We start from the raw sequence: 23633 nt of genomic DNA on the forward strand, positions 1-23633 counted from the left end.
GGTGAAAGTATGGAAAGAAAACGTTCAGCTGAGTCAACTATTGCGGGTTATTTATATCAATTCGATAAAACCATCATAGAATTACTTAGTCAAGAAAGTGATGATTCCTTAATCGGTGTGGAAGGTATCGAAGACATTGATGTTGAGGATTTAAATAATATTAATAATGTATCTATTCAAGTTAAATATTATGCCAAATCTATATATAAGACGTCAGAAATAAAAGAACCTATCCAAGAAATGTTTAACCACTTCAAAAATGATTTAAAAAATGATCGTATAACACGGGAATATTATTTATATGCACATTTTAAAGAGGGTACTGAAAAGCTAAAACTTAATGAGAATAGAAATCTTATTAATCAAGATGACGTAGATGTCTTAGATTTTTTGAAGGAACATATACTTACTACAAAAGATAAGCACGGAGTTATAAAGACACAACTTTATATCGACGAAGATTTTGGTATAACTGACGAACACTTACAAGCATTTATAAAAGCATTAAAAATAGATTTAGATGCAAAGGATATAAATGATCAATACAATGAAGTATTAACTTTATTACAGCAAAATATAGATAATTGTAAAGATACAGGGGATGCTGAGAATTACTATTACAATAATGCTCTTAAAGTTATATTTAATAAAGCCATTCAAACTTGCGAAATTGGGGAAAGTTTAGAAAATGAATACAAAGAGGTAAAAAATAAAATTTCAACATTACAACAAAGTATAAAATATAGACAGCAACGAATAAAACTTAAACAAGGAGATTTTTCAAAATACACAGATGAAATAGAAAGTTATAAAGTAGAATTGCATGCTTTACACGAAAACCTATTAAGTGAAAACTACTTGAGACGAGCTCAAGAAAAGCATAATGAAAAACGAAGAATTACCAAGAAAGAATTTATTGATGGAATCGATAGAAAACTTATATTATTTAATAAATGGTTCGCTTGGCATAGAGGTAAAAATAATTATTACGATTATATAACTGATCAGCTAAAGACTGCTAAAGCATTGAGTAAAACAAAAAATAAATATCTTTATATCGGAAAAGAATATTTTTCTAGCGAAGAAAGCTCAATTACGTTTAGCGATTTAATTTTTAACATCATAGAAGATTCCTTTGCTTTAAATGAAGCACTTAATAAACATAAAGTATGGACAGTTATACTAGATTTAAGGAATGATGAAATCACTAGGTTAAAGAGTGATCTTATTAAAAGAAACATTAAATTTAATGACGCTCATGAAAGTTGGAACATATTTGACATTAATACATTTAACCAAGAACCACTCGTATATAGTAATCAAAATAGTGTTATAGTACAAGCTGATTATCAAATAAAACTTATCTCATCGAGAAACTTTATAAACAATGTAAATGACATTAATGGGATTGATGTTATTATTAGTTTTGGCAAGAATGATTACCATGATTCCATTTGTAAAATTGATAATGCTTCTATATTTGTTATAGAAGATACAAAGGATATAAAAGGATTAAACGATATAAGTAAAATTTTTACCACAAAAAACAAAAGTAATAAGTTCTTTCGAATTCTTTCTGTTTCTCCAAATTGTATACAAGTAGAAGTAACAGATGCCGATAAGTTTAAAAATTCAAACGAAAAATTTTCTATAGGTAGTTATGTGAAAATTACAGATGAATTTGATGAATCTGTAATCGGTATTTTAAAGAATTATAAAATTAAAGATATGAATGAATACTTAGAAGGAATAAATATAAAGAAGAAAAAGCCTTCATTTATACTGGACATCCATCCTATTGGTTATATTAAAAAAGGAGAATTTTATAGAGGTAGTAATAACATTACAATTCCTCCTAACCATGTAGAAATTGTTGATAGCGAATTATTAAAGAATATTTTTCAACACGATATCAAAGAGAAAGAATTTTGTTTTAGTTCACTTCCTCAAGCTCTTTCATTAAATAGTAAATCTATTGATGTGGTATTGGATGGAGATAAATTTTTTAATAAACACTTGGCGGTAATAGGTTCTACTGGTAGCGGGAAATCTTGTACAGTAGCAAAAATTTTACATGAAGGTAGGAAACCTTTTACAGGTGAACAAAAAGAAGGCTTACTAAATAATTCACATATCATCATTTTTGATATTCATGGGGAATATGAACACTCATTCAATGATAAATGTAGGGTACTGACAGTAGAGGATATGAAACTTCCTTATTGGCTAATGAACTCTCAAGAACTTGAGGCTTTCTTTTTAGATGTAGAAGGTTCAGACCACAACCAAAGAAATATTTTTAAAAGAGCTGTTATATTAAACAAAAAATTCCATAATAAAGATGACGATGGAAACTTTAAAGACGAAATCACATATGATACGCCCGTGTACTTTAGTATTGAAGAAGTGCTTCAATATATAAAAAACTATAATATCTCAAAAGAAGCGAATGGTAATATAATCTTTAAATTAGGAACTGTAACAATTCATGATAATGAAGAAAACCGAAATAACGGAACCTTATTCCAAACACTTGAGGAAGCTGATAAAGCCACTGGCGTAACCAAATCGAAATTAAATGGTAATTTCACTGGATTCATCAATCGATTAGAGACCAAATTACATGATGATAGATTAAAATTTTTATTGAATAAAGGTAATGAATATAAATGTAGTTTATCTGATATTATTAGACAATTCATTGGATATGATTATCAAGAAGCCGGTGTAATTAAAGAAAAGAAAAATGTTGTAATTATTGACTTAAGCGGTATGCCCTTTGAAGTAATTAACAATATTGTTTCTTTAATTAGTCGATTAATCTTCAATTTTGCATTTCATAGAAAGAAAATAAAAAAAAGCGAAGATGTGAAAATACCGTTCCTATTGGTTTACGAGGAGGCTCATAATTATATTCCTAGAAGTACAGAAGCAAAATACAAATCTGTGAAGGAATCTGTCGAAAGAATTGCTAAAGAAGGTAGAAAGTATGGTGTATCAGCAATGATTGTAAGCCAACGTCCTTCAGAAATATCAGAAACCATATTCTCACAATGTAATAGCTTTGTAGTGATGAGAGTAACAAACCCTAGTGATCAAGAGTATATTAAAAAATTATTACCTGATGATGTAAGCTCTTTGACTGATAGTTTATCCTCCTTTAAACAGCGGGAGGCTCTTGTTATCGGAGAGGCTATACCTATGCCAGCAGTTGTTGAAATTCATAAATTAGAAAGTAATCAACTACCCAAATCCAACGATGTACAATTCATTCAACAATGGAGAAAAGATTGGGATCCTTTTGATGAATTCGACGAAATAATTAATTCCTTGGAAGGACAATAAAACTTTTTCTATGATGAGTTTATTACCACTATTAATAACTATTTAAGTAGATATTCACCCTCTAATCGTAACTGCATTAATCTTTTAATTTATATGGACAATAAAAGAGAGGCTATAATTACTTATAAGTAATTATAGCCTCTCTTTTCCAATACTTAATGTGGATATTAGTTAGAAATTCTTCTGATGATTATAACAGTAAATACGGCCACTAAATCTTTCACTATTTTTTTCACAGAATGCAATAACATTTGAAGGAACCTTATTACCACATTAATTACATACTTTACTATTTTGTATTTTCATCTCCTGTTGATGATTGTAACAATAGTAATTTCCTCCAAACAAACTTTATATTATGGTGAAATCGTTTTATTTATTAAATACCCTCATCACGTCGTACTACTTCTTCCTTGCTAATTCAGCACCTTCTCGCTTCATTTCTTTTAATACATCAACGTACACGTGAATCGTAATAGCCACTTCTTTCTCAACATCTGTAGAATGTTTAGTATAAAATGTTCTTATTCCTTGTTTATTAATCTTTGGATATAAATTTTCTGTTTCTCCATGTTCAATTACTGCATAAATACCATCTTGCCGAGAAATTACTAGTTCTTTATACTCATTCCAAATTAAATCAGGCTTTTCACTAAAACCCCAATTAATAATTAAGTGGAAGTTACAATTTCCTACATCATACCCAAAGATTTTCTGAGTATGAGTTTTTATGCTCGCAGTATCTTTTCCTCTTAATATTAGAGCTTCCCCCATTAATAAGTCTTTATTTTGATGAGAGCGAATAACTATATCCCTTTCTCCTATTCCCCCTCTATCTCCCATCTCTTTACGTGTGTAACCCCCTCTGCTTTGAGTGTGAGTAATCCAACCAAAGGTATCTACTAAATTGGAATCCATAAGTGATTTAAACAAATCTGTATATCTATCTTCTTCAGCAGCTTTATTCTCAGATGGCGTAACAATTGGTGATAAATTCTCAATTGTCTTCAAAGTATCAAATACCTTTCCTACCAGGAAACTCCATACAGTTTCTTCCTCATTATCAGTATACAGTTTGACTTGTTCTTCTGGTCTTCGCGTTTTAAGCTTGTTAATGCTACTAGCCCTCAGCTCTACACTCTGCTTTAACAAGCTAATTTGCTCCTTATACTCACTTACTTTTCCCTCATTTTGTTTTCTACCAACAATTATTCCTTTAGTCATTGCAATATTTGTACTTTTAAGATCCAATTCTAGAGCCCGATTAATATATAATTCAGCTAACGTTAAATTTTCCTTTTCTAAGAAACTTAATGCCATTAATTCATATATAGTAGCGCATGCAAAAAAACCACCAAAACCTATATAGTTTTTTTCACCCGTTCTTTGCTCACGAGCCATTTCTACTAAAGTATCCCAACTATATTGGAATTCTAAAAACTTTTCTGCTGATTTTATTACTTCATCATGCTGATTTAACTTAGAATATACTATTGCTAAACCGAGATAGGTGTATTCTAGAAAATCATCATTTGGTCTACTATATTCATCTATATCAAAATGCTCAATGGCTAGATTAAAGTAATATGCGCTATTTATAAGACTATTGTCTGCTTGATATACCTCTCCTAATATACGATAAGTTTCCGCATGATCCTCATTTATTTTTAAAGACTTTAATAAACACTCCTTAGCAGCCTCTAAGTTATCCGAATGAAAATATACCTTCCCTAGCAGTAACAACACTTCACTATAAGCATCCCTACCCTCTGAATCTTCTAACAATTTTCTCGCTTTTTCATATTCTCCTGAGAAGTAATATGCTTCCGCTAGATCATATACTCCTTGAATATCCAGTGAATTCATGGACTCTAGTAATATAATTTTTTTCTTATGAAAAAAATTATGTGCATAGGAATCCCTAAAACCATTAAAAACATATTTACCATTGTACTCATAATTCATAATTCCTCCAGGCCCTTTTAAGTCAACCTTTTGATTTCTTATTAATCCCTCACATTTTAGGCATGATTCACTAATATAATAAAATTTCATTTCATCTTTTCCTACATTTACAAAATTGCTCCAGTTACCTCTAATTTTTTTCAACTGAAAGTCATTGCAACAGCTTTCACAAACAGCACCCCCTGTTATGCTACATTGGAATTCTTTATTTTTTTCCTCACAAATGCCACAATTACACAAATCGGTTCCCTCTTTTCCGTTATCTTTACTCTCTGTTTATATATTATCTACTTTACTATGTAAAACCAAAACTTCTTTTTAAGCAACGCTCTAATTTCTATTAAATCTTCTTTCTATATAAAATTTGCATGTGAAAAAGACCTAACCATTACTTTGGATAAATCCTTTTGTACATGTATATTTATTTTAAAATAAAGTTTACAGTAGATAAACTACCTCTTGCCTCTCAATTCACTTATCAAATTTATTACGTGTTTCCTCGCTTAACCTTTTCCTTTTACCTGTTAACAACTTCGAAAGATTAGAAGGTGATATCTCTATTCCCTTTGCAATATCTCTTAAACTACATTTATTTTCCTCTTTATAATGAAGGATCTTCTGCTGATACCAATTAATATCCTTATTTATCTGTTGCTGATTCAATTGAGGTGGTTGAAATTCTTCTGTCTCCATATCCTGTGATTCTACTGCTGGCTCTTTTACCAATGTTCCCATCAATTTATTTTTAGGGGCTATTTTTTCTTTTGTAAAAGCACTTGTTGTAACGATACTAACTCATCAGTAGGTGTAACCGTTACTTTAAGTTTAAGGTTTAACCAATAATTCTCAAGCCAGTTACGCCCAGAACACTTAAAAGAAATTTTATTTATGATATTTCTGTTCTCTTTATTTTTATAACATACCAGTACTTGTTAAAATGTTGTAAAAATTAATTTCTTATCTCTTAATTTAGTAATCTGCTCATCTCTTGATTAGGTCTTTATTGATTTGTTTCTTGATAGTCCTTAATATCTTGTTTAATCGTTCTTGAAATTTTTTCGATTTCCTTAGGGTTATTCATCTGCTCTAGATAATCTAGTTTTAATTTTGTTAAAGCAGATTTTCTTTTATCTTCAATTAACCTCTCAACTTCTCTTTTATACTTATCAGTAATCTTTAATTTTATATCTTCTAATGTTACTTCGCTATTTTTCAATTCATGATAAACATCTTTTCGAATATTTCTGTAAAAATCCCTTAATTTCTTTACCATTCCATTTTCATTAAAACGCATTTTAATTTTAAATAGGGATTTGATGTTATTAATAAATATGGTGAGCGTTACAGTATTAAAGCAACGATCATCAATCAAACAAGTGTATTCAATTGATTAAATGACAATGGTTCAACTTTGCCATAAAAGTAATTGTTTGAATATATTATTATTGTAATATTAGATGACGATATGTCTTCAAAAGTTATATATGAACTCAATTGGGATGATTTCTTGTCACTTAAAAAATGGCACAATGGGAAACGTTCTTGGTATTTAAGTATTACTAACGCAATTGAAACGTAAGGCGAAAATATTGTATAGCATTGATAAAGCAGTATAAAACAATTGCCAACACGAATCGAATTAACGGAACATGACTGTTACAAGTCAAAGGTACTTGATAAATTATGAAGACATGAAAAATAGAACGTTTGTTCACATTCTTTCACGTCTTTCCATAATATTATTATATTGTGTTTATTTTCAATGTAAGGAAAGAAATCAAAAAATAACGCTCATCAATCAATTAAGATAATGAGCGTTATTTAATAAAATTGATATTTTATTATTTATCTTTACTTACATACAACTCAAATAAATGTTCTACTCTTTCAATGTCATTTTTAAACTTCTTTTTATAAGCATTCTCTACTGCTTTATCTAATTGCTGATGTGCTTTTAATAAATCCGGCGGCATTGTTAATGGGTGGTATAAATCAGATAAAGTGCTATCCTCATATCTCAAGCGAATATCAAGTATTGATTGAGCACTTTTTTCTATTGCTTTTAGTTGTTTTGCATTCGGTTCTGGAAAAACAAAATTATTGTAAACTATTGTATTTGAGTAATTATAGTCACTTTTTAATCTCCCAGCAACAGTCCTCATCCATGCCATATGCATAGCAGATGTAATTACTCCAAATAAGTATAAATTCGCATCACTTAAGATAAACACCCTATCACTTGTAATAGTTGGGGGGCAAGCAAAAGCAATAGGAATATACCTTCTATTTTCTGAACTTACACGAGGAATTATTAAAAACGGCGCAGTAGGTATTCTAGGCTCTCCAAATAGCATAGGTGTTTCGGCTGATTTGTTTGTCGCAGCCTTTTTACTCTCCAATCGGATTCTACGCACATTTTTGATTCTCTCCATAACTAAAGGCATTTTTTTAAGCTCTTTAGGTGGACAATTTGCGAGATATAAACAAAAACGTTTTTTTCCTTTAATTAATTCCTCTGCGCCAATCCAAGGACGAAAATACGCTTCTGATAAAGGCTCTTTTTGAATAAATTCTTTCATACTATCTTCATCAAAAAGATAATTACCTCCGTCAACTGCTTTTGTGCCAAACAACATTTTTGGCACATCAGAAATTGGTTTTCTTCTAACCTCAATAAAATTCACAGGCGCTTCAATTAAATATTGATTAATCATCTTCACCTTTTTTACAACCGGATCTCCTTTAATATCAGGATATTCATAGACAATTTTATCCGAAATTTTAAAATTACTAAAGCCAATTATTACACAATAAACTGCTGCTCTTCCACGAGCTTCATTTGACCATTTAAATGTCTGATGAGCAAAGAATATCTCTATTCCTTTCTTTGCGAAAAGGTACTTCCATAATATAATAGCTTGTTCTCCTTGCACTATTGAATTTGTTGAAACAAGCCCTACTTTAATTGAAGTATCCTGAATATACTCAGCCGCTTTAACAAACCAACATGCTACAGAATCAAGCTGACCAGTTTTACCTAGATCTTTTGTAACTTTGGAAAAGTCCTCTTTTTGCTTATCGTTTCTTAACCACGCTCCTATAAAAGGAGGATTTCCTAAAATATAATTTAGCTCTGTATTTCTAATAATATTATGCCAATCCAATTCTAGAGCATTGCCATTAACGATATTTGCTTTTTTATTTAATGGAAGTCTCACAAAGTATTGACCAAATTCATAACTAGCTTTCATGTTCATTTGGTGATCCATAAGCCAAAGAGCTACCTGAGCAATTTGAGCAGGAAATTCATCAATCTCAATTCCATAAAATTGGTCTACATTTACCTTTAGTAAAAATTCTAAATGTAAAGACATCTGTCCCTTAGTTAGTTCTCTCAATAATTCCATTTCTAACAGTCTAATTTCACGATATGCAATTATTAAGAAATTCCCACAACCACATGCTGGGTCCAGAAATTTCAAACTAGCCAACTTCTCATGAAATAATTCTAATTTTCTTCTATTTCCTTTCGTTGCTTCAAATTCCGATCTTAATTCAGCTAGAAATAACGGTTGTATTACTTTTAAAATGTTCTGTTCATTTGTATAATGCGCTCCTAACTCCCTACGTTCTTCAGGCTTCATTACACTTTGAAACATCGAACCGAAAATGGCTGGGGAAATTTTCCCCCAATCAAGTGTACAGCACTCCAAGAATAAATATCTCATTTCTGCATTAAACGCGGCAGAAGACAACCTTTCAGCAAAAAGCTTTCCATTTACATAAGGAAATTGATTGAGTGAGTCACTAATCGCTTTTAATCTATTCTCTTTCGGTTTATTTAAGATATCAAAAATGGCATCAAGGTGGATACCTAAATCACTTCCATCCTCTTTTGTATTTTGTTCTATGTAATCACGGAAGATATTCTTCTCAAATATCCCTGTGTCATCAGCAAACAAACAAAAAAGAAGGCGTACAAGATAAACTTCTAATTCATGTCCCGTGTAGCCAATTTCTTTTAGCTTATCGTGTAGTTCCCCCATTTTCTCCGCTGCCTCAATGTTTACAGGGTCTTGCTCTTTGTACTCTTGTTTTTGATAACCCGCTATAAAACCGAATAATTCTATATTTTGATGTAACTGTTCTAACGTAAAAGAGCGTTTTTCATCTGTTTCCAAGTCGTATAAAGCAAATCTTTCAAAATCAGATACCAATATGTATTTAGGTAGCTCTGATTCTTTCAAACCAGGAAAATAGTCCTTCGCCTGCTTGTATGCCCTTTCTAAATCCCTTCCTCGAGATTTATGCTCTACTAATAGGACACCTTTCCATAATAAATCAATAAAACCATTACTCCCATCTAAAGTTTTTACCTTTTGCTCAAATGTAGCAACACGCCTCCGAGATATACCAAAAACATTAAAAAAGCCATCCCAGAAAGATTTTGCCTCTGCATTTTCGCTTTTTTCATCTTTCCATTCATTAGCAAAGCTAATTGCTCTTGCTCGTATTTCATTCCAACTTAACATTGCCAAAATATACTTCCCCCGTTCACTTTCTTCTATGTAATTTAATTAATAGTTAAATTTTACTACAAAATCTACATTTATGCTCCAAACTTCTCTATGTTGCTGTTAATATGAAAATTAATATAAACACTCCATTGTTTGAAATTAATATCCAAACCGATTTAGTTTCTATTCACTACCATTCAATTATCCATCTAGGAGGAATCAATAATGATAGATACTAACAAATATTTAAAAAATTTAATTTTAAACTTTTAGCAGCATGATGAAAATACGATAAAACTCACTGTACAAAATCCACATAAAAGAAAAATCAGCGATTATTTCCAGTATAAAGCACACAGATAAGCATGGTGAAAATATGGTACGAACCCAAAATAACCTTTTTACCGAATTTTTAAAAATGCTAGTAGCAAATAATAAATGGAATGACAATTTTATGAAAAAAGAAAAAAATAGGAAAAATAAATCTTCAAAAATTGAAAGTATAAGTTCTGATACCCCATGTGTATTTATCTATATAACTATCAATCTAGTCAATGGCATGCAATACATTGGTAAACACACTAAGTTTGGAGATAATTACCTTGGAAGTGGGACTTTCCTTAAAAAAGCCATTAAAGAATTTGGAGAAGAAAATTTCGAGAGAGAGATTCTCGCTTATGGATATTCAACTGAACATTTGAACGATCTAGAAAAATCCTATATAAAAATCTTCAATGCTGTAGAAGACCCTCAGTTTTATAATATAGCTCCTGGTGGCGATTGGTACTATTCACAAAAAAATATTAAATAAACTCTCCAGATACCAAATATATTTATATATTTTTAAAATTTTTTTATCAAAATAGGTGTAACATATACAATTACCGTTACACCTATCCCCTATCATCAATTTCTTTCAATAAATCTAATATTGGGCTTTTCTCCTGTTGTTGTGCTCCATTCATAGTTTTTAATTTGTCTTCTTCGATTCTTAACTTAGCTAATTCATTGGCTAAACGTAATTTTTCTCTATAAGTTAAACAATTTACCATTGTGATTAAAAGTATTCATAACTATTCCTCCTTCATTGTATAAAACTTTTATTTCACTCTATTCAAAGAGCCATTATTCATATTAAAATCTGAGTCTTATTATGAATAATTTAAATCACTTTTATTTAGCTTTGCTGCTTCTTTCAATTAAATTAAGAATTATTTTCTCTTGTAACTCTATTTTTTTAACATCATCATTTATGCTATTAGTTAGTTCGATTGCCACCATTGTATCTTGTGTTTTTTCTAGTTTTTCGTAAAAAAAGTTTAATTGTTCTAAGCTCTTTTTATAAACATGAAAATACATTCCGCCAATTACCTCAAGTAGAACTGATAAAAGGGGTTATCGTTATAAAAAACATAAACCTCCTTATTCAAATGGACGATATTTTTTTCTTAATACTGCCAATTCTTTTCCTAATTGTTCTGCATCGGACTTCAAGAAAAAACGCATATTTTTTGTCCGTTTCAATGGAATAATCCGTCCATTTTTAACTAATACCTTCAATCTAGAACGATTCATATTCATTACTTCCATTGCTTCTGAAGTTTTTGAAATAAAACTCATTATATATAATCATATCTAATTAACCTTAATCCATATATAGTCATCCTCATATTTAACATTTAATTTTAATCGAATCCCCTTCATATAAACCTCTAATTGTTTTATAAGCTCCTCATCATCAGGGGTATCATATCTATCTACATCTAAATATAACTTAAATATATTTCCCTTTGTTAACTCAAACTCCCATTTTAGAAAGTTATTTAGCATATTTTCCTTATTCATATAATTGTTTGCTTCCATATAATCTAGTAATTCATATAAATTATAGTATACTAAGCTACTTGGTCTAAGACCTTCACATCTTGGGCAATATTCTCTATATCTGTCTTGTAATTGCATAATCATTTCTGTTCCACATTGATTACAGTTACACATATAACAACCTCCTCTACTAGATAACCCAATTTCTCTCCCTTATTTCCTGTCCTTGAAATTACAAATTATACTATTTTGTTTAACAAATATTTTTCTTATGGAACTGAAAGTATAATTTATTCTCCAGGTGAATTTCTATCTTGTTTTTTGGTTTTAATCCGAATATCAATACCTTTTTTGAGGTTTAGGTTAGTATATAATTATCAAAATTCTAAGGAGTTATATATATGGTTAATATAAAAATAATAGCTGAGGTTTTGAGGATAGGGTTACAAATTGGTTTATTTTCAAAAACTGAAGTAATCGAGTGGGCTGATCATACAATTGAAACATTTGATAGTCCTTCTATTGCTTTATCTAAATCAGGTGCCTCCACAAATGCTTCATAAGATTTAGTTTCAGTAAATTCAACGCGATATCTTTTCAAATCCATTCCTCCTGAATAAAATTTAATAATTCGCAAATACTATACACAGGCGATAAGCCAGAACTCATTTAACTGTCCCTGTAGTTCTTCTCTTCTCTGTATTAAGCAGTTAGCTTTTGCTAGCTGCTCTTTTTCTGCAATTGGTTACATTTACCTGATGTTTCCAACGTAATATTACGTTAAAATATAAAAGAATAAAATATATTGAGCTGTTATACCATTACCCTAGGAAACTAGGGTTTTTATTTCTACAAAATGAAATTTTTATTGAGTTTCTTCATTCTGAATAATATTTTCAAGCCCGTTTATACTAAAACGGTAACCTTAAGTTACAGATTATGAAACATTGCTTGTAGGGCCTAATTTTTTTTGTACAACAAGTGGTTAGCTGATTAAGCTGGCTACTTTGTTGTGCCAAGTGATTTTTTCTCAACATCTAACATATAGAAATCAAATCCCATTTTTGGTAATATATATGTAATCTCTATATGCTTAGCTTTATTAACTTCGCTTAAAGTAAAATTTTCATTTTTTCATTCAACCAAGTTCATAACATATTCTTTTCCTCCGATAAAATAATGATTAGGTGCCCCACGCGCATTTTATCCACTGGAAATAACACCTTTTACGTACTTAACTATTAGAAACTTCATTTCTGCTACTTTTGCAATAGCAATTTTGTTCACTTTTTCGATACATTTATGAAACATTCATATGTTATCTTCAGCATGTTCAATCCTTTTTATAAAACCGTGTGAGTTATACCAAAACAAGAATCCCTAGAGCCCTAACTCTAGGGACTCTTGTTTTTAAATAAGGATTTTGTTTAATTACTTCTAGATTCCACTTGACCATTTTCTTCAGTGACAGGCTCAATAGATCCAAGTAAGGAATACAATATTAAAAATTTACTCATAAAAATCTGATTACAATTTTTATGATTCTTTCTTTTTCATGAGACATTCACCTACCTTACTAAGAGTGCATATAAAAATGTGCTCTTTTTATTAACCATTTCTATTACTTCGAATACATTATTATCAAACCAAGAAATATATAGGTTTCTCTGGACCAGTTACCTTGCATTCCTTGTACACAGAATCCGTTTATAACAAACGGGTTCTTTTATTTATTCAAAATAGTTGCGATAGGTAAGACTTTGAAGTTATCTCCATCTTTTCCCCCGCTTAACACTGTACGTGCGACTTTCATCGCATACAGCGCCCCATCTTATTCTTCTATACTAAAGCAACTAGATTACAAACAATGTTTTACTCACCTACGTATTAATTCCCCTTTCTTACGAAAGGTCACATTATCTTACTCGATCCTATGAGTTACATCTAATTGATTTAGTTTTCAAAGAACAAGACTAGGGACTATCCCTCCACATTTATTACATGCTTCTTCGGTACTATGTCCCCACCTTCACAAGAATGAAGCAATTTCGGTTCGTTAGAACCTTATATGCACCTGTCTGCTAGTAGGCGTTGATGACAGTTTCTTGCTTACCACGTTCCAATTGACTTAGCTATACATATATCCTTAGGTGCTTGCTTTAAGCCTGTTATCTTTACACCCTCATCGTTAGATGTTCCGAATTTCATATCATTTACTCTTACTTTTCGGTAGATAACGTCGTCATTGACGACATACACATTTCTAATGTATTAAGCGTTTAGAGCCGTACATTCGCAAGTTCGCCAGTCCATTTAGACATTCTCACCATAGATATTTTGTAGCATCCCGACCTATCCATCACCATATGATTTTTCACTTAGGTTTTATTCAGCCGACTTCACCTAGCTTCATACAATTTGTGACTACTATCACGCCATATAGGAGTATCAGATAAGTAGTTTCAGCTCAACCTGACGGCTTTCATTCCTACTTTCAGTCAATCAGTTGTTGTTATCAAATTGATACCCCTCCTATTTCGTGTTTGCACACTTATGAGGAAAGGTGGCTGCACTTCATTAGCACATTGGTTCTTTTACCAAATTGGATTATTTAAAGAAGCCATTAAATACAACTCATTTATTCATAACTATGAATACGATATTTATAAGAATTCAGTTCCATACTTCATACAAGTGGCTACTGAATTACAATTAAAAGAAAAGCACACTTATAAACTTGTAAGAAACCCCTATAAAAGAGCAGTAAGTTCATTTCTCTCACTAATCCCCCCACCACATATCAAACATCCAGAGTGGCAGCCAATTAGACAATTTTTATATCATGATGAAAACTGTAATAAAAAAATCTCCTTTAAACTTTTCTTATATTACTTAAAAGCACATATGAAAAATTTAGATGCTGTGAATCCGCACTATGCGCAACAATATGTTCAAGATGAAGAAGAATTTGTTACCAACTATATTTACCTTGAAAATTTCTCTTCTGAAATTTCAAATTTAGAAAATATATATGGTCTAAAGAAGTCCCCTTTAGATGTATTAACTAAGTCATGGCATCATCAAAGTAAAAGCACCATCTTTAAAGGGGACTTCGCAGATGTTGACATTACAGATCCTTCATTTCCAAGACTCCCAACATATGATAGTTTTTATGACTCCGAAACTATTCAATTAGTTGAAGACATTTTTAACAAAGATTTCACCATATACAAATACCCCCTAAATCCACTTTAAAATATAGGCATTTTTCTAATCACAGATTCATATTTATTACAGAGAAACTTAAGCCACCTACTTAAGTTTCCTCATAACACTCCTGAAAATTGAAGTCGGGCACTATTCTAATAGTGCTCTTTTTCAATAAAATTCAAATTTGATTAATATCCATTATCCTGTCTCTCGAAGTTTTCCGCATTCTTCTCCTTATACGAATCAATTACATCCTCATAAGTAAATCCATACAAATAGCAAATACGAAAGAAGATGCCAAACGCTCTTCTCAAATGCCCCATCGTTGTAGTTAAATCTCTGTACTGACACCATGCCCTTTTTGCAGTCAACACATCTTGCATATACCATTCGAACAGCATATTTACATTGCTTGTATCTTTCCTCATAATTGATTGCATACTGAACGATGGAATGAGTTCATGTCTCCATGTACATTTATCTAGCTCAGATTATTTTGTTAAGTTTCGATATGCAATATTACATATTCTGTATGTCAGATTTACAAACATGTAATAATTGGTTTATAAAAATATTTAAAATTAATATCGAAAGGAGAATACTAAATGTCTTTCTTTTCTTGGTCTCCTCTTATTTTCTTAATAGTTGTTGCAATCATCATTTCTATTAAAAAGGCTACGAAACAATAACTTTATATAGTTACAACAATTTATTATTAGGAGGTGTAGTTATGTCATTTGCAGCATGGAGTGCAATTTTTATGACTTTAATCGGAGCAATGTCCGGGGCAATCTTTGGTACAATTTCCTCTAGAAATAAAAGCAAAAATACCAACTAAAAAACCTAATAATAAAAATTAATATCTATTTTAGTGAAAGCTGATACGATCTTAATATTTCAGCTGTCATTTTCTATTCAAATAACTATTTTGTAGTAATTCTTTATAAATCGCTCTTAAACTTATATAATCTTCATATAAAAATATAATATAAGTTTAATTATAGTGGGAGCTTCGTATGCTACAAGGAATTAATCATATTTGTTTTTCTGTTTCAAACTTGGAAAAATCTATTGAATTCTATCAAAAAATACTTCAAGCAAAATTATTAGTAACAGGTAGAAAATTAGCGTATTTTGATTTAAATGGATTATGGATTGCTTTAAATGTTGAAGAAGATATACCAAGAAATGAAATTAAGCAATCTTATACACATATAGCTTTTACTGTAACAAATGAAAAATTAGATCATTTAAAAGAAATATTAATTCAAAATGAAGTTAATATTTTACATGGTCGAGAAAGAGACGAGAGAGACCAAAGATCTCTTTACTTTACAGACCCGGATGGCCATAAGTTTGAATTCCACACTGGTACTTTGCAAAACCGCTTAGAGTACTATAAAGAGAATAAAAAACATATGACATTTTACAAATAACGATTTTGTTATAATTTATGAACATATTTTAGACCTAAAAATCCTACCGAATATTTTCAGGATAAATTTACCGGGTGAGTTAACAGAAATTTCGTGTTATTCTAAACGTGTTGAATAACCCAATACATTCAACAATGCTCCTGATTGCATACTTAGTATGCATCACCTATACAGATACCTTAGCTAATACGTCCCCCTAATCGTCGTTATTGCTAAGGTATCTTTTTATACGCCCTGTGTGCAGGGCTTTTTTATTTCAGTGATGATGCCCTTTTTGCAGTCAACACATCTTGCATGTACCATTCGAACAGCATATTTACATTGCTCGTATCTTTTCTCATAATTGATTGCATACTGAACGATGGAATAAGTTCATGTCTCCATGTACATTTATCTAATTCAATTACAATGTTCATGAAAAAATGGAGACCATCAATTAACTCTTCTAATAGTCCATTCTTAGGAACTCCAAATCCTGTGCTCCACATCTTAAACGCTCGAGTTTCATTCCATGCTTCACTGATCTCCACCAGTAATGCACGAAGCAACATATCCATTTTGTCATGTCCTTTATATCCAATTCGTTTATCCAGTTCTTTTTGCATTTCAAATAGTTCCGTAATATCAAAGTTTTGTTTCTTCTCTTCAGATGTAATTGTGTGTAACTGAATCATTATAAGTTCACTCCAAGTTTGTATTTTAGTAAGAAAATTGTCACACTGATTAAAAGCCAGCTGACTAAAATGATTACCATTTCCTTTTTAAAGCTCACTCTTCTCCCTCCAACAATTCCACTAACTCCTCAAACGAGCATTCGAACAAATCTCGAAGCCTGTCCTTAGATTTATAAATACCTCTATCAATCAGTTGGTCTATGATGTGCTGATGCAAAATTACCCCACCATGTCCTCGACACAAAATTGTAGTTCCATACTTTTTGCAGGAAAGTAACTTACTGGAGCATCTTTTTCATTTATTGCTATACAGCCTAAAACACCCTCAAATTTATTATCTTCAGTCTGAACATAAACGAATGTAAAGAATGGAAATGCACACGGTATAGCTGTCTATGGCACTTCTTCTCATGCACAAAATAATTTAAATCATATTGTCTTAGATAATAACGAAGTAGCAAATTTGAAATTAGGACTAAGTGAAGCAATTGCTGTGAATGGGAATGTAGATTCTTTTGAAGTTACCAATAACAAAGTACATGATAACAACAACATCGGAAGTGTTCTTATTGGACATGAAGGAGTATCTCCAGTAGCTACTTTAGATCAAGCACGGAATGGAATTGTTCGTAACAATATCGCTCATCACAATTCATCCATCAATAACACTAGTTATAATGAATATTCAGCTGATGGTATTTACGTAGATGGTGGGAAGGAAATTATCATTGAGCAAAATCGGAGCTATGAAAACGACTTCGGCATTGAAGTAGCTAGCGAACATGCTGGAAAAAGTGCAAGTCAAATTACTGTTAGAGACAATACAATATCCAATAATATCATGAGTGGCATTGCAATTGGTGGATATGACATTCAGCAAGGATATGCCGAAAATAACACAATTACAAATAATATTATTTATAAAAATGACACAAAAGATCAAGAGAGTGACCAAATCGAATTAAATTACGATATCCGGAACAATGTAATTACCAATAACCAAATTTATGCAAGTAATAGCCGTATTTTTATTAGCAATAATTTTAATAAAAACAAAGGAAACAAACTTGATTACAATCAATACTATGGTGAATTCGATCAAAGTAATGGTTTGTGGCAATGGAAAAGAAAAATGTATAAAAGCTTTTCCTCTTATCAAGCAAGTATGAATCAAGAAGGAAATGAACAACATAGTGAATTTAGCAAATTATCCCCTTCATTCAAACTAATTTTAAATTAGAACAAATCTACTAAAATATCTTTATCTTAACTCCCTTCCCCTCCCCTATAAAGCAAGGACGAATTAAAAGTGGTAGTTTTAATTGAAACTACCACTTTTCCATACTCATAAAAACTTTATATTCACTCCACATATACATAGACGTCATCCATAACTATTTAGCATGCCACAGCTGATTTTTCTTAATATTAAGTATTTACATTTCCCCTTCCTTACCTCATAATTTTAATCGGGAAAGGGAGGAAGAAAATGGTTCAAATAAAAGTAACGCCCGAAGAATTAGAGCAAGTTGCAAAACGGGCTAATGATACAAAACATGCGCTAGAATCCATACATAATAATTTATGCAATCAGATTGATTACATGTGTTTCCAATGGACTGGTGTATCGAATCAAAACTTCGTTCAAATGTTCAACGACGCAAGACCATCTGCGTTCACAGCTATTAATGCACTTGTACATGTTGAAGAAGAATTAAAGAGAATTGCTGAGAAATTCCGCGTTACGGATAATCAAGATGTAACGACTCAAAAAGAAACTACATCTAGTAAAGCACCTGAAAAATCTTTCCTAGGAAAAGTTTGGGATGGTATAGTAGATGGTGCGGGAGATGCTGTTGGAGATACAATTGACGGTATAAAGGCATTAGGTGACTGGGAAACTTGGAAAGGCATGGGCTACACTGTCACCCATTTAGATGAAGCTTTGCCAGCTATGTGGAATGCCTTATCAGATTCTTTTAATAAAGATGTGATAAATGGAGATGCAGAAACCCGTGCAAGATGGGGATCGTATGCATTAACACAAATTGGATTAGGTCTTCTTGGAGATAAAGGGGTCAGTAAAGCTACAAAACTAGCGCAAGGTGCTAAATTCTCTCAAGGTATCTCAAAAGCTGGACAATTATTTAATAAAGGTGATAATTTGGCTTTCGCAGGTAGTAGTAGTGGTATCAACTCAGCATTTGACAGTGCTATATTTAGACAAGCTAAGGAGGAACTATCAACCTATCAGTTTGCTAAAGGTGATAGGTCCAAACCTGTCACAAGTGTAGGTGAAGCACAAGTAAAACGTTATTTAGAGAATACTGGCGGAACAGTGGCTGAGGTCCAACCAAAATATACACGGAACCAAATCGAACATCTAACTGAAAATAACTTTAATAATCAAATAGATTCTGTTTTGCGAGATGTAGATATGCCACGTGAAAAGTTTGATGAGTTAAAAACAAAGATGTATCATGAACTTAGTCCAGAAGAAGTGGTGACCATGAAACAGATTAGAGACAGTGTTCCAGCACCAACTTCTACTACCATGATGCAAAAGGCGATTCCATTAGAAGATATTAAACATTATTTAACCAATCCGAATTGGAATATGGTTCGTGGATGCGTTGCGAAGTTTGAAGATGTGGCAGACATTCAATCATCACGTGATTTATATCATTCGTTACGATTGGATTATCATAAAACTAAATTTACTACAGAAAGTGACTTTGGTGTTATTCGCTTTAAATCAAATGACGTGGAAAATCTATATATACCGTATGGCGAAAACTTTGGTGACGCAGTTAACAAAAAACCTAGTGAATATCTTAATCATCCTCAAACAGGAAATGGATTTATTATGGCAGAAAACGGAAAAGTCATCCCCGAATATGAGTCAACGTACGGAAAAGGCTTGCAACCAAATCACGGGGATGAGATCTATGAAATAGTACGTGGTAAAGAACGATTAGTGGGAGTATATGATGGACGTAATGAAAAATTCGTTCCAGCTACTGCTAAAAATTAAAGAGAGGAAATCAAAAAGATGAGACAAAATAAGTACGCAATTTATGCTGAAAAAGAATATAAAATAGTGAAAATTGATAATCACCTAGAGCTAATTTCTACAGATGAACAAGATTTAAAAAATGGTTTTGTACCATATGACCGAGACCCAAATCTTTTTATTAAGGTAGTTGAAAAAAAAGATTTAGAAACAGCCTATAATGTTACTCCTTTTGCTGTATATAAAGGAATTGAGTTTGTATTAATAGGTTTAAACGAAGAAAAAAGAACTGTGGATATATATGGAATTGATCCAAAAGTGGCTCGTCAGCTAGGGATGTCTACAGCTGGTCGTGGTGAATTTTCAAAAACTGTACCACTAGATGATATTGAGTTAATTGAAAAAGTAGAACCTATCTGGGGATTTACACTAGATAAGGACAATTAATTACAACAAATAAAAGCAGAACCTTATGAGCACAAAGGCTCTGCTTTTTAATTCTCACCGCACATAGACATAGGCTTTATTCATAGTTACATAGTATGCTTCGCCTTTGCTATTGTGCACTTTGTATTGTGGGGAACCATCCATACTCACTTTCGTACCAATAGCAAATCCTAAGCCAATATCTACAGTACCAGCAACATCTTTATCCTGCCAAAAAGGAAAAGCATAGAAACGTAATTCGTCAACTTTAGATACAACAAGTTTTCCAACAATATAGGCAGGGATTGCAACCAAATGACGGGGATGAGATCTATGAAATAGTACGTGGTAAAGAACGATTAGTGGAAGTATATAATGGACGTAATGAAAATTCGTTCCAGCTACTGCTAAAAATTAAAGAGAAGAAATCAAAAAGATGAGACAAAATAAGTACGCAATTTATGCTGAAAAAGAATATAAAATAGTACAAATAGATAACCGCCTACAACTAATTTCTACAGATGAACAAGATTTTAAAAATGGTTTTGTACCATATGACCGAGGCCCAAATCTTTTTATTAAGGTAGTTGAAAAAACGATTTGGAAACAGCCTATAATGTTAATCCTTTTGCTGTATATAAACGAATCGAGTTTGTATTAATAGGATTAAACGAAGAAAGAAGAACTGCAGATATATATGGCATTGATCCAAAAGTGGCTCGTGAGCTAGGGATGTCTAGCATACAAAAATAATATTCCAGTTGAGCTATTAGAATTTTATAAGCCTTGCTAAAGGAAATAAGACATTTTGATTATTGACTTAAATGCTGAACGAGAAAAAAGAAAACGCCCCTTCATTAAACAAAAAAATGAAAAAGTACCTATTGTTGAAAAAATCTATAAAGTTGATGGTGAATTGAAGTTTTTGTTTATAAATTAATTCTAGTTAAAACAAAAAGGGATGTCCTAGTACCATATTTAGGACATCCCTTCATTTTATTCTTCTTATACATAATTTATCTAAATTTCTAGAACCTATACAACTCCAACATTAAACAATAATCCAATATATTTTCTACCTAAAACATAGTATTATCATTAGCTGTCTCACTTGGAATCTCTTGAATTACATCCCAGTGCTCGACAACCTTTCCATCTTTTACACGAAATATATCCACTATAGCAACTCCCTTATCTTGGGTATTAGTACGAGAATGTACATGAAGAGCAACTGTATCTCCTTCAGCTACTACACGTTTTATCTCTGCAGAGGAATTAGGATTTTTAACAAAGTCCTCCTTAAAGAAATCCATGAAGGCTTTTCGTCCATCATCAACAAAAGGATTATGTTGCTTATAATCTTCGCTTACATATTTAGGGATAATATCGATATTATGTTTGTTAAAAACTTCATTATAGAAATCAACTACCATCTTTTTATTCTTTTCATTTTCTGTGGCTTCTTTTGATACTGAGGCAACATTCTCACTCTTTATTGAGTTAGCTTTGTTATTACCGGTGGAAGCTTGAAATATCAAAGTCGACACAATTCCTAAAATAAACACAGAAATAATTATTACTATTAAATTTTTCTCTAATTTCATATATATCTACCTCTTCTAATCATATAAATTATCTTCCATAACACGCTTGAGAAGTAGAAACCTTCCCAAAAATGTAATGTAAGGGTAATGTCAGGAAAATTCTTTTATCCTAAAACTACTCCTTATACAAGATATGTTAGAAACGATTAACTCTAACTCAATACCTCATTAACAGTTGCACTGTCCACAATTTGAATAAACTTCTTAACCTTATCGTTCTCATCAAACTCATAAAGATGACAAAAATCTGCTATAAATGTTTTCCCTGTTGCCTTATATGTCCCACTGTATTTTCCATAAACGATAACAGTATTATTATTAAATGCATAAATTTCATCTTTTGCACTATAGTTATCCCATTCCGTTCCAAGACGTTCATGTACGTTTTTCACTACTTCATCTGGCCCTATATAAGTACCTGCATATGGAAATCCAGCAGCTTCTGTCCAAGATACATTTTCACTTAAATACGCTTTGAAAGCATCTAATTTCCCTTCGCCTGTTAACACATACGTTTCATGTAATAGTTTTTGATATTTATTCATATCATTACCCCCAAGGCATTTCTTTTGTTACAACTTTTGCACTTAATTCTAATACCCCTTTATTTGCATAGTCTGGATATGCTGCTTCAAGTTTCGCTACAAAATCTTTTGAAGTTTTACTTTCTTCAGAAGCTTGAATTGCAGTTCTTAGATAATCCATTGTCGCAGTAAGTGCTTGATTATTTAAGGATTTTTCGATTGATCCATGGCTCGGTACAATTATGTCGGCATTTAATACTTGTAATACTTTCAAGTTTTCAATCCATGCCTCCATAGCCGCTTTTGAGCTAGTATCCGCTAAGAATACATGTATTTCGTTAAATACATCAATACCACCAATTAATAATTTTAGCTCTTTATTAAATAAGCTAGTTCTGTAATGGTCTAAGCCTACTAGTTCAAATGTTAACCCCTGAAAATCAATCGTTTTTTCTTTAAATACTTGGGGTAATACCACATTGCTTGGTGCGTTTTCTCCAAGTACGTTTTTCCAAACTTTTAATTTTCCTAAGACAGAATGAACAATATGTTCAACTGTAGACTCTGTAGCATACGCTATGGCTTCTGGGTAAGCAGCTTTAATACTCTCTAATCCAAAGTAGTAGTCTGGATCTCCATGAATAATAAAAATTTTATCTAGAGATAAGTCGTTTTTTTTCAGATACTCAACAATTTCTTTTGAATCAGATTGAGTAAATTTTGAGCTTATTAAAAATGCATGTCCCGCTTTCTCAACTAAGGTTGCAGTGACCATAAAACTTTTTTCGTCTGAACTAAACACCGTCAATTTCACATCTTTTTGATTTGTATCGATTGTTTTAAACATAGAATGTTATTCTCCTTTTGTTAAAGTTATTAAATAGTTAACATACTTTTATCTTGTTCCGCCAGAAGCTCCCTCTTCAATTTACCTGAAAGTGTGATAGCACCAGCAAATAGGCGAGAGATGAATGTCCGTTGGCTTAAACTAACATGTTTGCTACTATAGTCTATAGAAAAATTAAAATTGGACTCTTTTTAAAAATAAGTTGAAACTACGACTGTTATAAAAAGGTTTAAGTCCATCCACTTCTA

General features: G+C 31.6%; 19 protein-coding genes and 6 pseudogenes. 10 read left to right on the top strand and 15 right to left on the bottom strand.

The genetic code is table 11. From position 1 onward, the window contains the following. Positions 1-9 precede the first annotated feature (9 nt). A complete protein-coding gene (locus tag QCI75_RS28510; RefSeq protein ID WP_353761885.1) occupies positions 10-3345 on the top strand; it encodes an ATP-binding protein in 3336 nt (1111 codons plus the stop codon). A 402-nt stretch (positions 3346-3747) separates the two neighbouring features. On the opposite strand, the gene QCI75_RS28515 is transcribed toward QCI75_RS28510, so the two are convergent. From QCI75_RS28515 to QCI75_RS28530, 4 genes and pseudogenes are all read right to left on the bottom strand, one after another. Then, the gene (locus QCI75_RS28515) at positions 3748-5454 is read right to left on the bottom strand and encodes a tetratricopeptide repeat protein (RefSeq protein ID WP_353761887.1); all 1707 of its coding nucleotides are present in this window, start codon (positions 5452-5454) and stop codon (positions 3748-3750) included. Between the two features lie 327 nt (positions 5455-5781). Next, positions 5782-6182 (bottom strand): annotated as a pseudogene (locus tag QCI75_RS28520) (helix-turn-helix domain-containing protein); the annotation flags it as partial. A gap of 128 nt (positions 6183-6310) precedes the next feature. Beyond that, positions 6311-6583, bottom strand: a complete 273-nt coding sequence (locus tag QCI75_RS28525) for a ribosome-recycling factor (RefSeq protein ID WP_353761890.1) — start codon at positions 6581-6583, stop codon at positions 6311-6313. A 568-nt stretch (positions 6584-7151) separates the two neighbouring features. Continuing rightward, the gene (locus tag QCI75_RS28530; RefSeq protein ID WP_353761971.1) at positions 7152-9842 is read right to left on the bottom strand and encodes a class I SAM-dependent DNA methyltransferase; all 2691 of its coding nucleotides are present in this window, start codon (positions 9840-9842) and stop codon (positions 7152-7154) included. A gap of 439 nt (positions 9843-10281) precedes the next feature. Between QCI75_RS28530 and QCI75_RS28535 the strand changes: the two genes are divergently transcribed. After that, the gene (locus tag QCI75_RS28535; protein WP_353761891.1) at positions 10282-10638 is read left to right on the top strand and encodes a GIY-YIG nuclease family protein; all 357 of its coding nucleotides are present in this window, start codon (positions 10282-10284) and stop codon (positions 10636-10638) included. Positions 10639-10720: 82 nt separating this feature from the next. Here QCI75_RS28535 and QCI75_RS28540 read toward each other — a convergent pair whose 3' ends face one another. From QCI75_RS28540 to QCI75_RS28555, 4 genes are all read right to left on the bottom strand, one after another. Further along, a complete protein-coding gene (locus QCI75_RS28540; RefSeq protein ID WP_353761893.1) occupies positions 10721-10879 on the bottom strand; it encodes a hypothetical protein in 159 nt (52 codons plus the stop codon). A 121-nt stretch (positions 10880-11000) separates the two neighbouring features. Then, a complete protein-coding gene (locus tag QCI75_RS28545) occupies positions 11001-11186 on the bottom strand; it encodes a hypothetical protein (protein ID WP_353761895.1) in 186 nt (61 codons plus the stop codon). Positions 11187-11249: 63 nt separating this feature from the next. Continuing rightward, the gene (locus tag QCI75_RS28550) at positions 11250-11447 is read right to left on the bottom strand and encodes a DNA-binding protein (protein ID WP_353761896.1); all 198 of its coding nucleotides are present in this window, start codon (positions 11445-11447) and stop codon (positions 11250-11252) included. Between the two features lie 15 nt (positions 11448-11462). Then, on the bottom strand, positions 11463-11825 hold the full coding sequence (locus QCI75_RS28555) for a hypothetical protein (RefSeq protein WP_353761898.1): 363 nt from the start codon (positions 11823-11825) through the stop codon (positions 11463-11465). A 2340-nt stretch (positions 11826-14165) separates the two neighbouring features. Here QCI75_RS28555 and QCI75_RS28560 point away from each other — a divergent pair. Then, positions 14166-14906 carry a sulfotransferase family 2 domain-containing protein gene (locus tag QCI75_RS28560; protein WP_483299486.1) on the top strand — a complete coding sequence of 247 codons (741 nt, stop codon included), beginning with the start codon at positions 14166-14168 and terminating at the stop codon, positions 14904-14906. 143 nt (positions 14907-15049) lie between these two features. Here the strand turns inward: QCI75_RS28560 and QCI75_RS28565 are convergent. Next, positions 15050-15349 (bottom strand): annotated as a pseudogene (locus QCI75_RS28565) (dUTP diphosphatase); the annotation flags it as partial. A 160-nt stretch (positions 15350-15509) separates the two neighbouring features. On the opposite strand from QCI75_RS28565, the pseudogene QCI75_RS28570 reads away from it, so the two are divergent. Next, positions 15510-15699, top strand: a pseudogene (locus QCI75_RS28570) (hypothetical protein). Positions 15700-15877: 178 nt separating this feature from the next. Then, a complete protein-coding gene (gene fosB / locus QCI75_RS28575; protein ID WP_353761900.1) occupies positions 15878-16297 on the top strand; it encodes a FosB/FosD family fosfomycin resistance bacillithiol transferase in 420 nt (139 codons plus the stop codon). A 266-nt stretch (positions 16298-16563) separates the two neighbouring features. On the opposite strand, the pseudogene QCI75_RS28580 reads toward fosB, so the two are convergent. Together QCI75_RS28580 and fbpA are read right to left on the bottom strand one after the other, a co-directional pair. Next, positions 16564-16971, bottom strand: a pseudogene (locus tag QCI75_RS28580) (dUTP diphosphatase); the annotation flags it as partial. 94 nt (positions 16972-17065) lie between these two features. After that, positions 17066-17215 carry a Fur-regulated basic protein FbpA gene (gene fbpA / locus QCI75_RS28585; RefSeq protein WP_353761901.1) on the bottom strand — a complete coding sequence of 50 codons (150 nt, stop codon included), beginning with the start codon at positions 17213-17215 and terminating at the stop codon, positions 17066-17068. Between the two features lie 111 nt (positions 17216-17326). Here fbpA and QCI75_RS28590 point away from each other — a divergent pair. The 3 genes and pseudogenes from QCI75_RS28590 to QCI75_RS28600 form a co-directional block, all read left to right on the top strand. Further along, positions 17327-18211, top strand: a pseudogene (locus QCI75_RS28590) (right-handed parallel beta-helix repeat-containing protein); the annotation flags it as partial. Between the two features lie 249 nt (positions 18212-18460). Next, entirely contained in the window at positions 18461-20005 is a 1545-nt protein-coding gene (locus QCI75_RS28595) for a WXG100 family type VII secretion target (protein WP_353761902.1), read from the top strand. A gap of 18 nt (positions 20006-20023) precedes the next feature. Further along, on the top strand, positions 20024-20431 hold the full coding sequence (locus QCI75_RS28600) for a hypothetical protein (RefSeq protein ID WP_353761904.1): 408 nt from the start codon (positions 20024-20026) through the stop codon (positions 20429-20431). A gap of 54 nt (positions 20432-20485) precedes the next feature. On the opposite strand, the pseudogene QCI75_RS28605 reads toward QCI75_RS28600, so the two are convergent. After that, a pseudogene (locus QCI75_RS28605) lies at positions 20486-20713 on the bottom strand (N-acetylmuramoyl-L-alanine amidase); the annotation flags it as partial. Positions 20714-21010: 297 nt separating this feature from the next. Here QCI75_RS28605 and QCI75_RS28610 point away from each other — a divergent pair. Next, on the top strand, positions 21011-21163 hold the full coding sequence (locus tag QCI75_RS28610; RefSeq protein ID WP_353761905.1) for a hypothetical protein: 153 nt from the start codon (positions 21011-21013) through the stop codon (positions 21161-21163). A gap of 55 nt (positions 21164-21218) precedes the next feature. Further along, on the top strand, positions 21219-21350 hold the full coding sequence (locus tag QCI75_RS28615; RefSeq protein WP_353761906.1) for a hypothetical protein: 132 nt from the start codon (positions 21219-21221) through the stop codon (positions 21348-21350). A gap of 139 nt (positions 21351-21489) precedes the next feature. Here the strand turns inward: QCI75_RS28615 and QCI75_RS28620 are convergent, their stop codons facing one another. From QCI75_RS28620 to QCI75_RS28630, 3 genes are all read right to left on the bottom strand, one after another. Then, positions 21490-22014: a nuclear transport factor 2 family protein gene (locus QCI75_RS28620; protein WP_353761907.1), complete on the bottom strand. Its 525-nt coding sequence runs from the start codon at positions 22012-22014 to the stop codon at positions 21490-21492. Between the two features lie 152 nt (positions 22015-22166). Beyond that, on the bottom strand, positions 22167-22559 hold the full coding sequence (locus tag QCI75_RS28625; protein ID WP_353761908.1) for a nuclear transport factor 2 family protein: 393 nt from the start codon (positions 22557-22559) through the stop codon (positions 22167-22169). A 4-nt stretch (positions 22560-22563) separates the two neighbouring features. Then, positions 22564-23385 carry an MBL fold metallo-hydrolase gene (locus QCI75_RS28630; RefSeq protein WP_353761909.1) on the bottom strand — a complete coding sequence of 274 codons (822 nt, stop codon included), beginning with the start codon at positions 23383-23385 and terminating at the stop codon, positions 22564-22566. Positions 23386-23633 lie beyond the last annotated feature (248 nt).

Source organism: Bacillus cereus group sp. RP43 (genome assembly GCF_040459645.1).
Lineage (GTDB): Bacteria > Bacillota > Bacilli > Bacillales > Bacillaceae_G > Bacillus_A > Bacillus_A mycoides_C.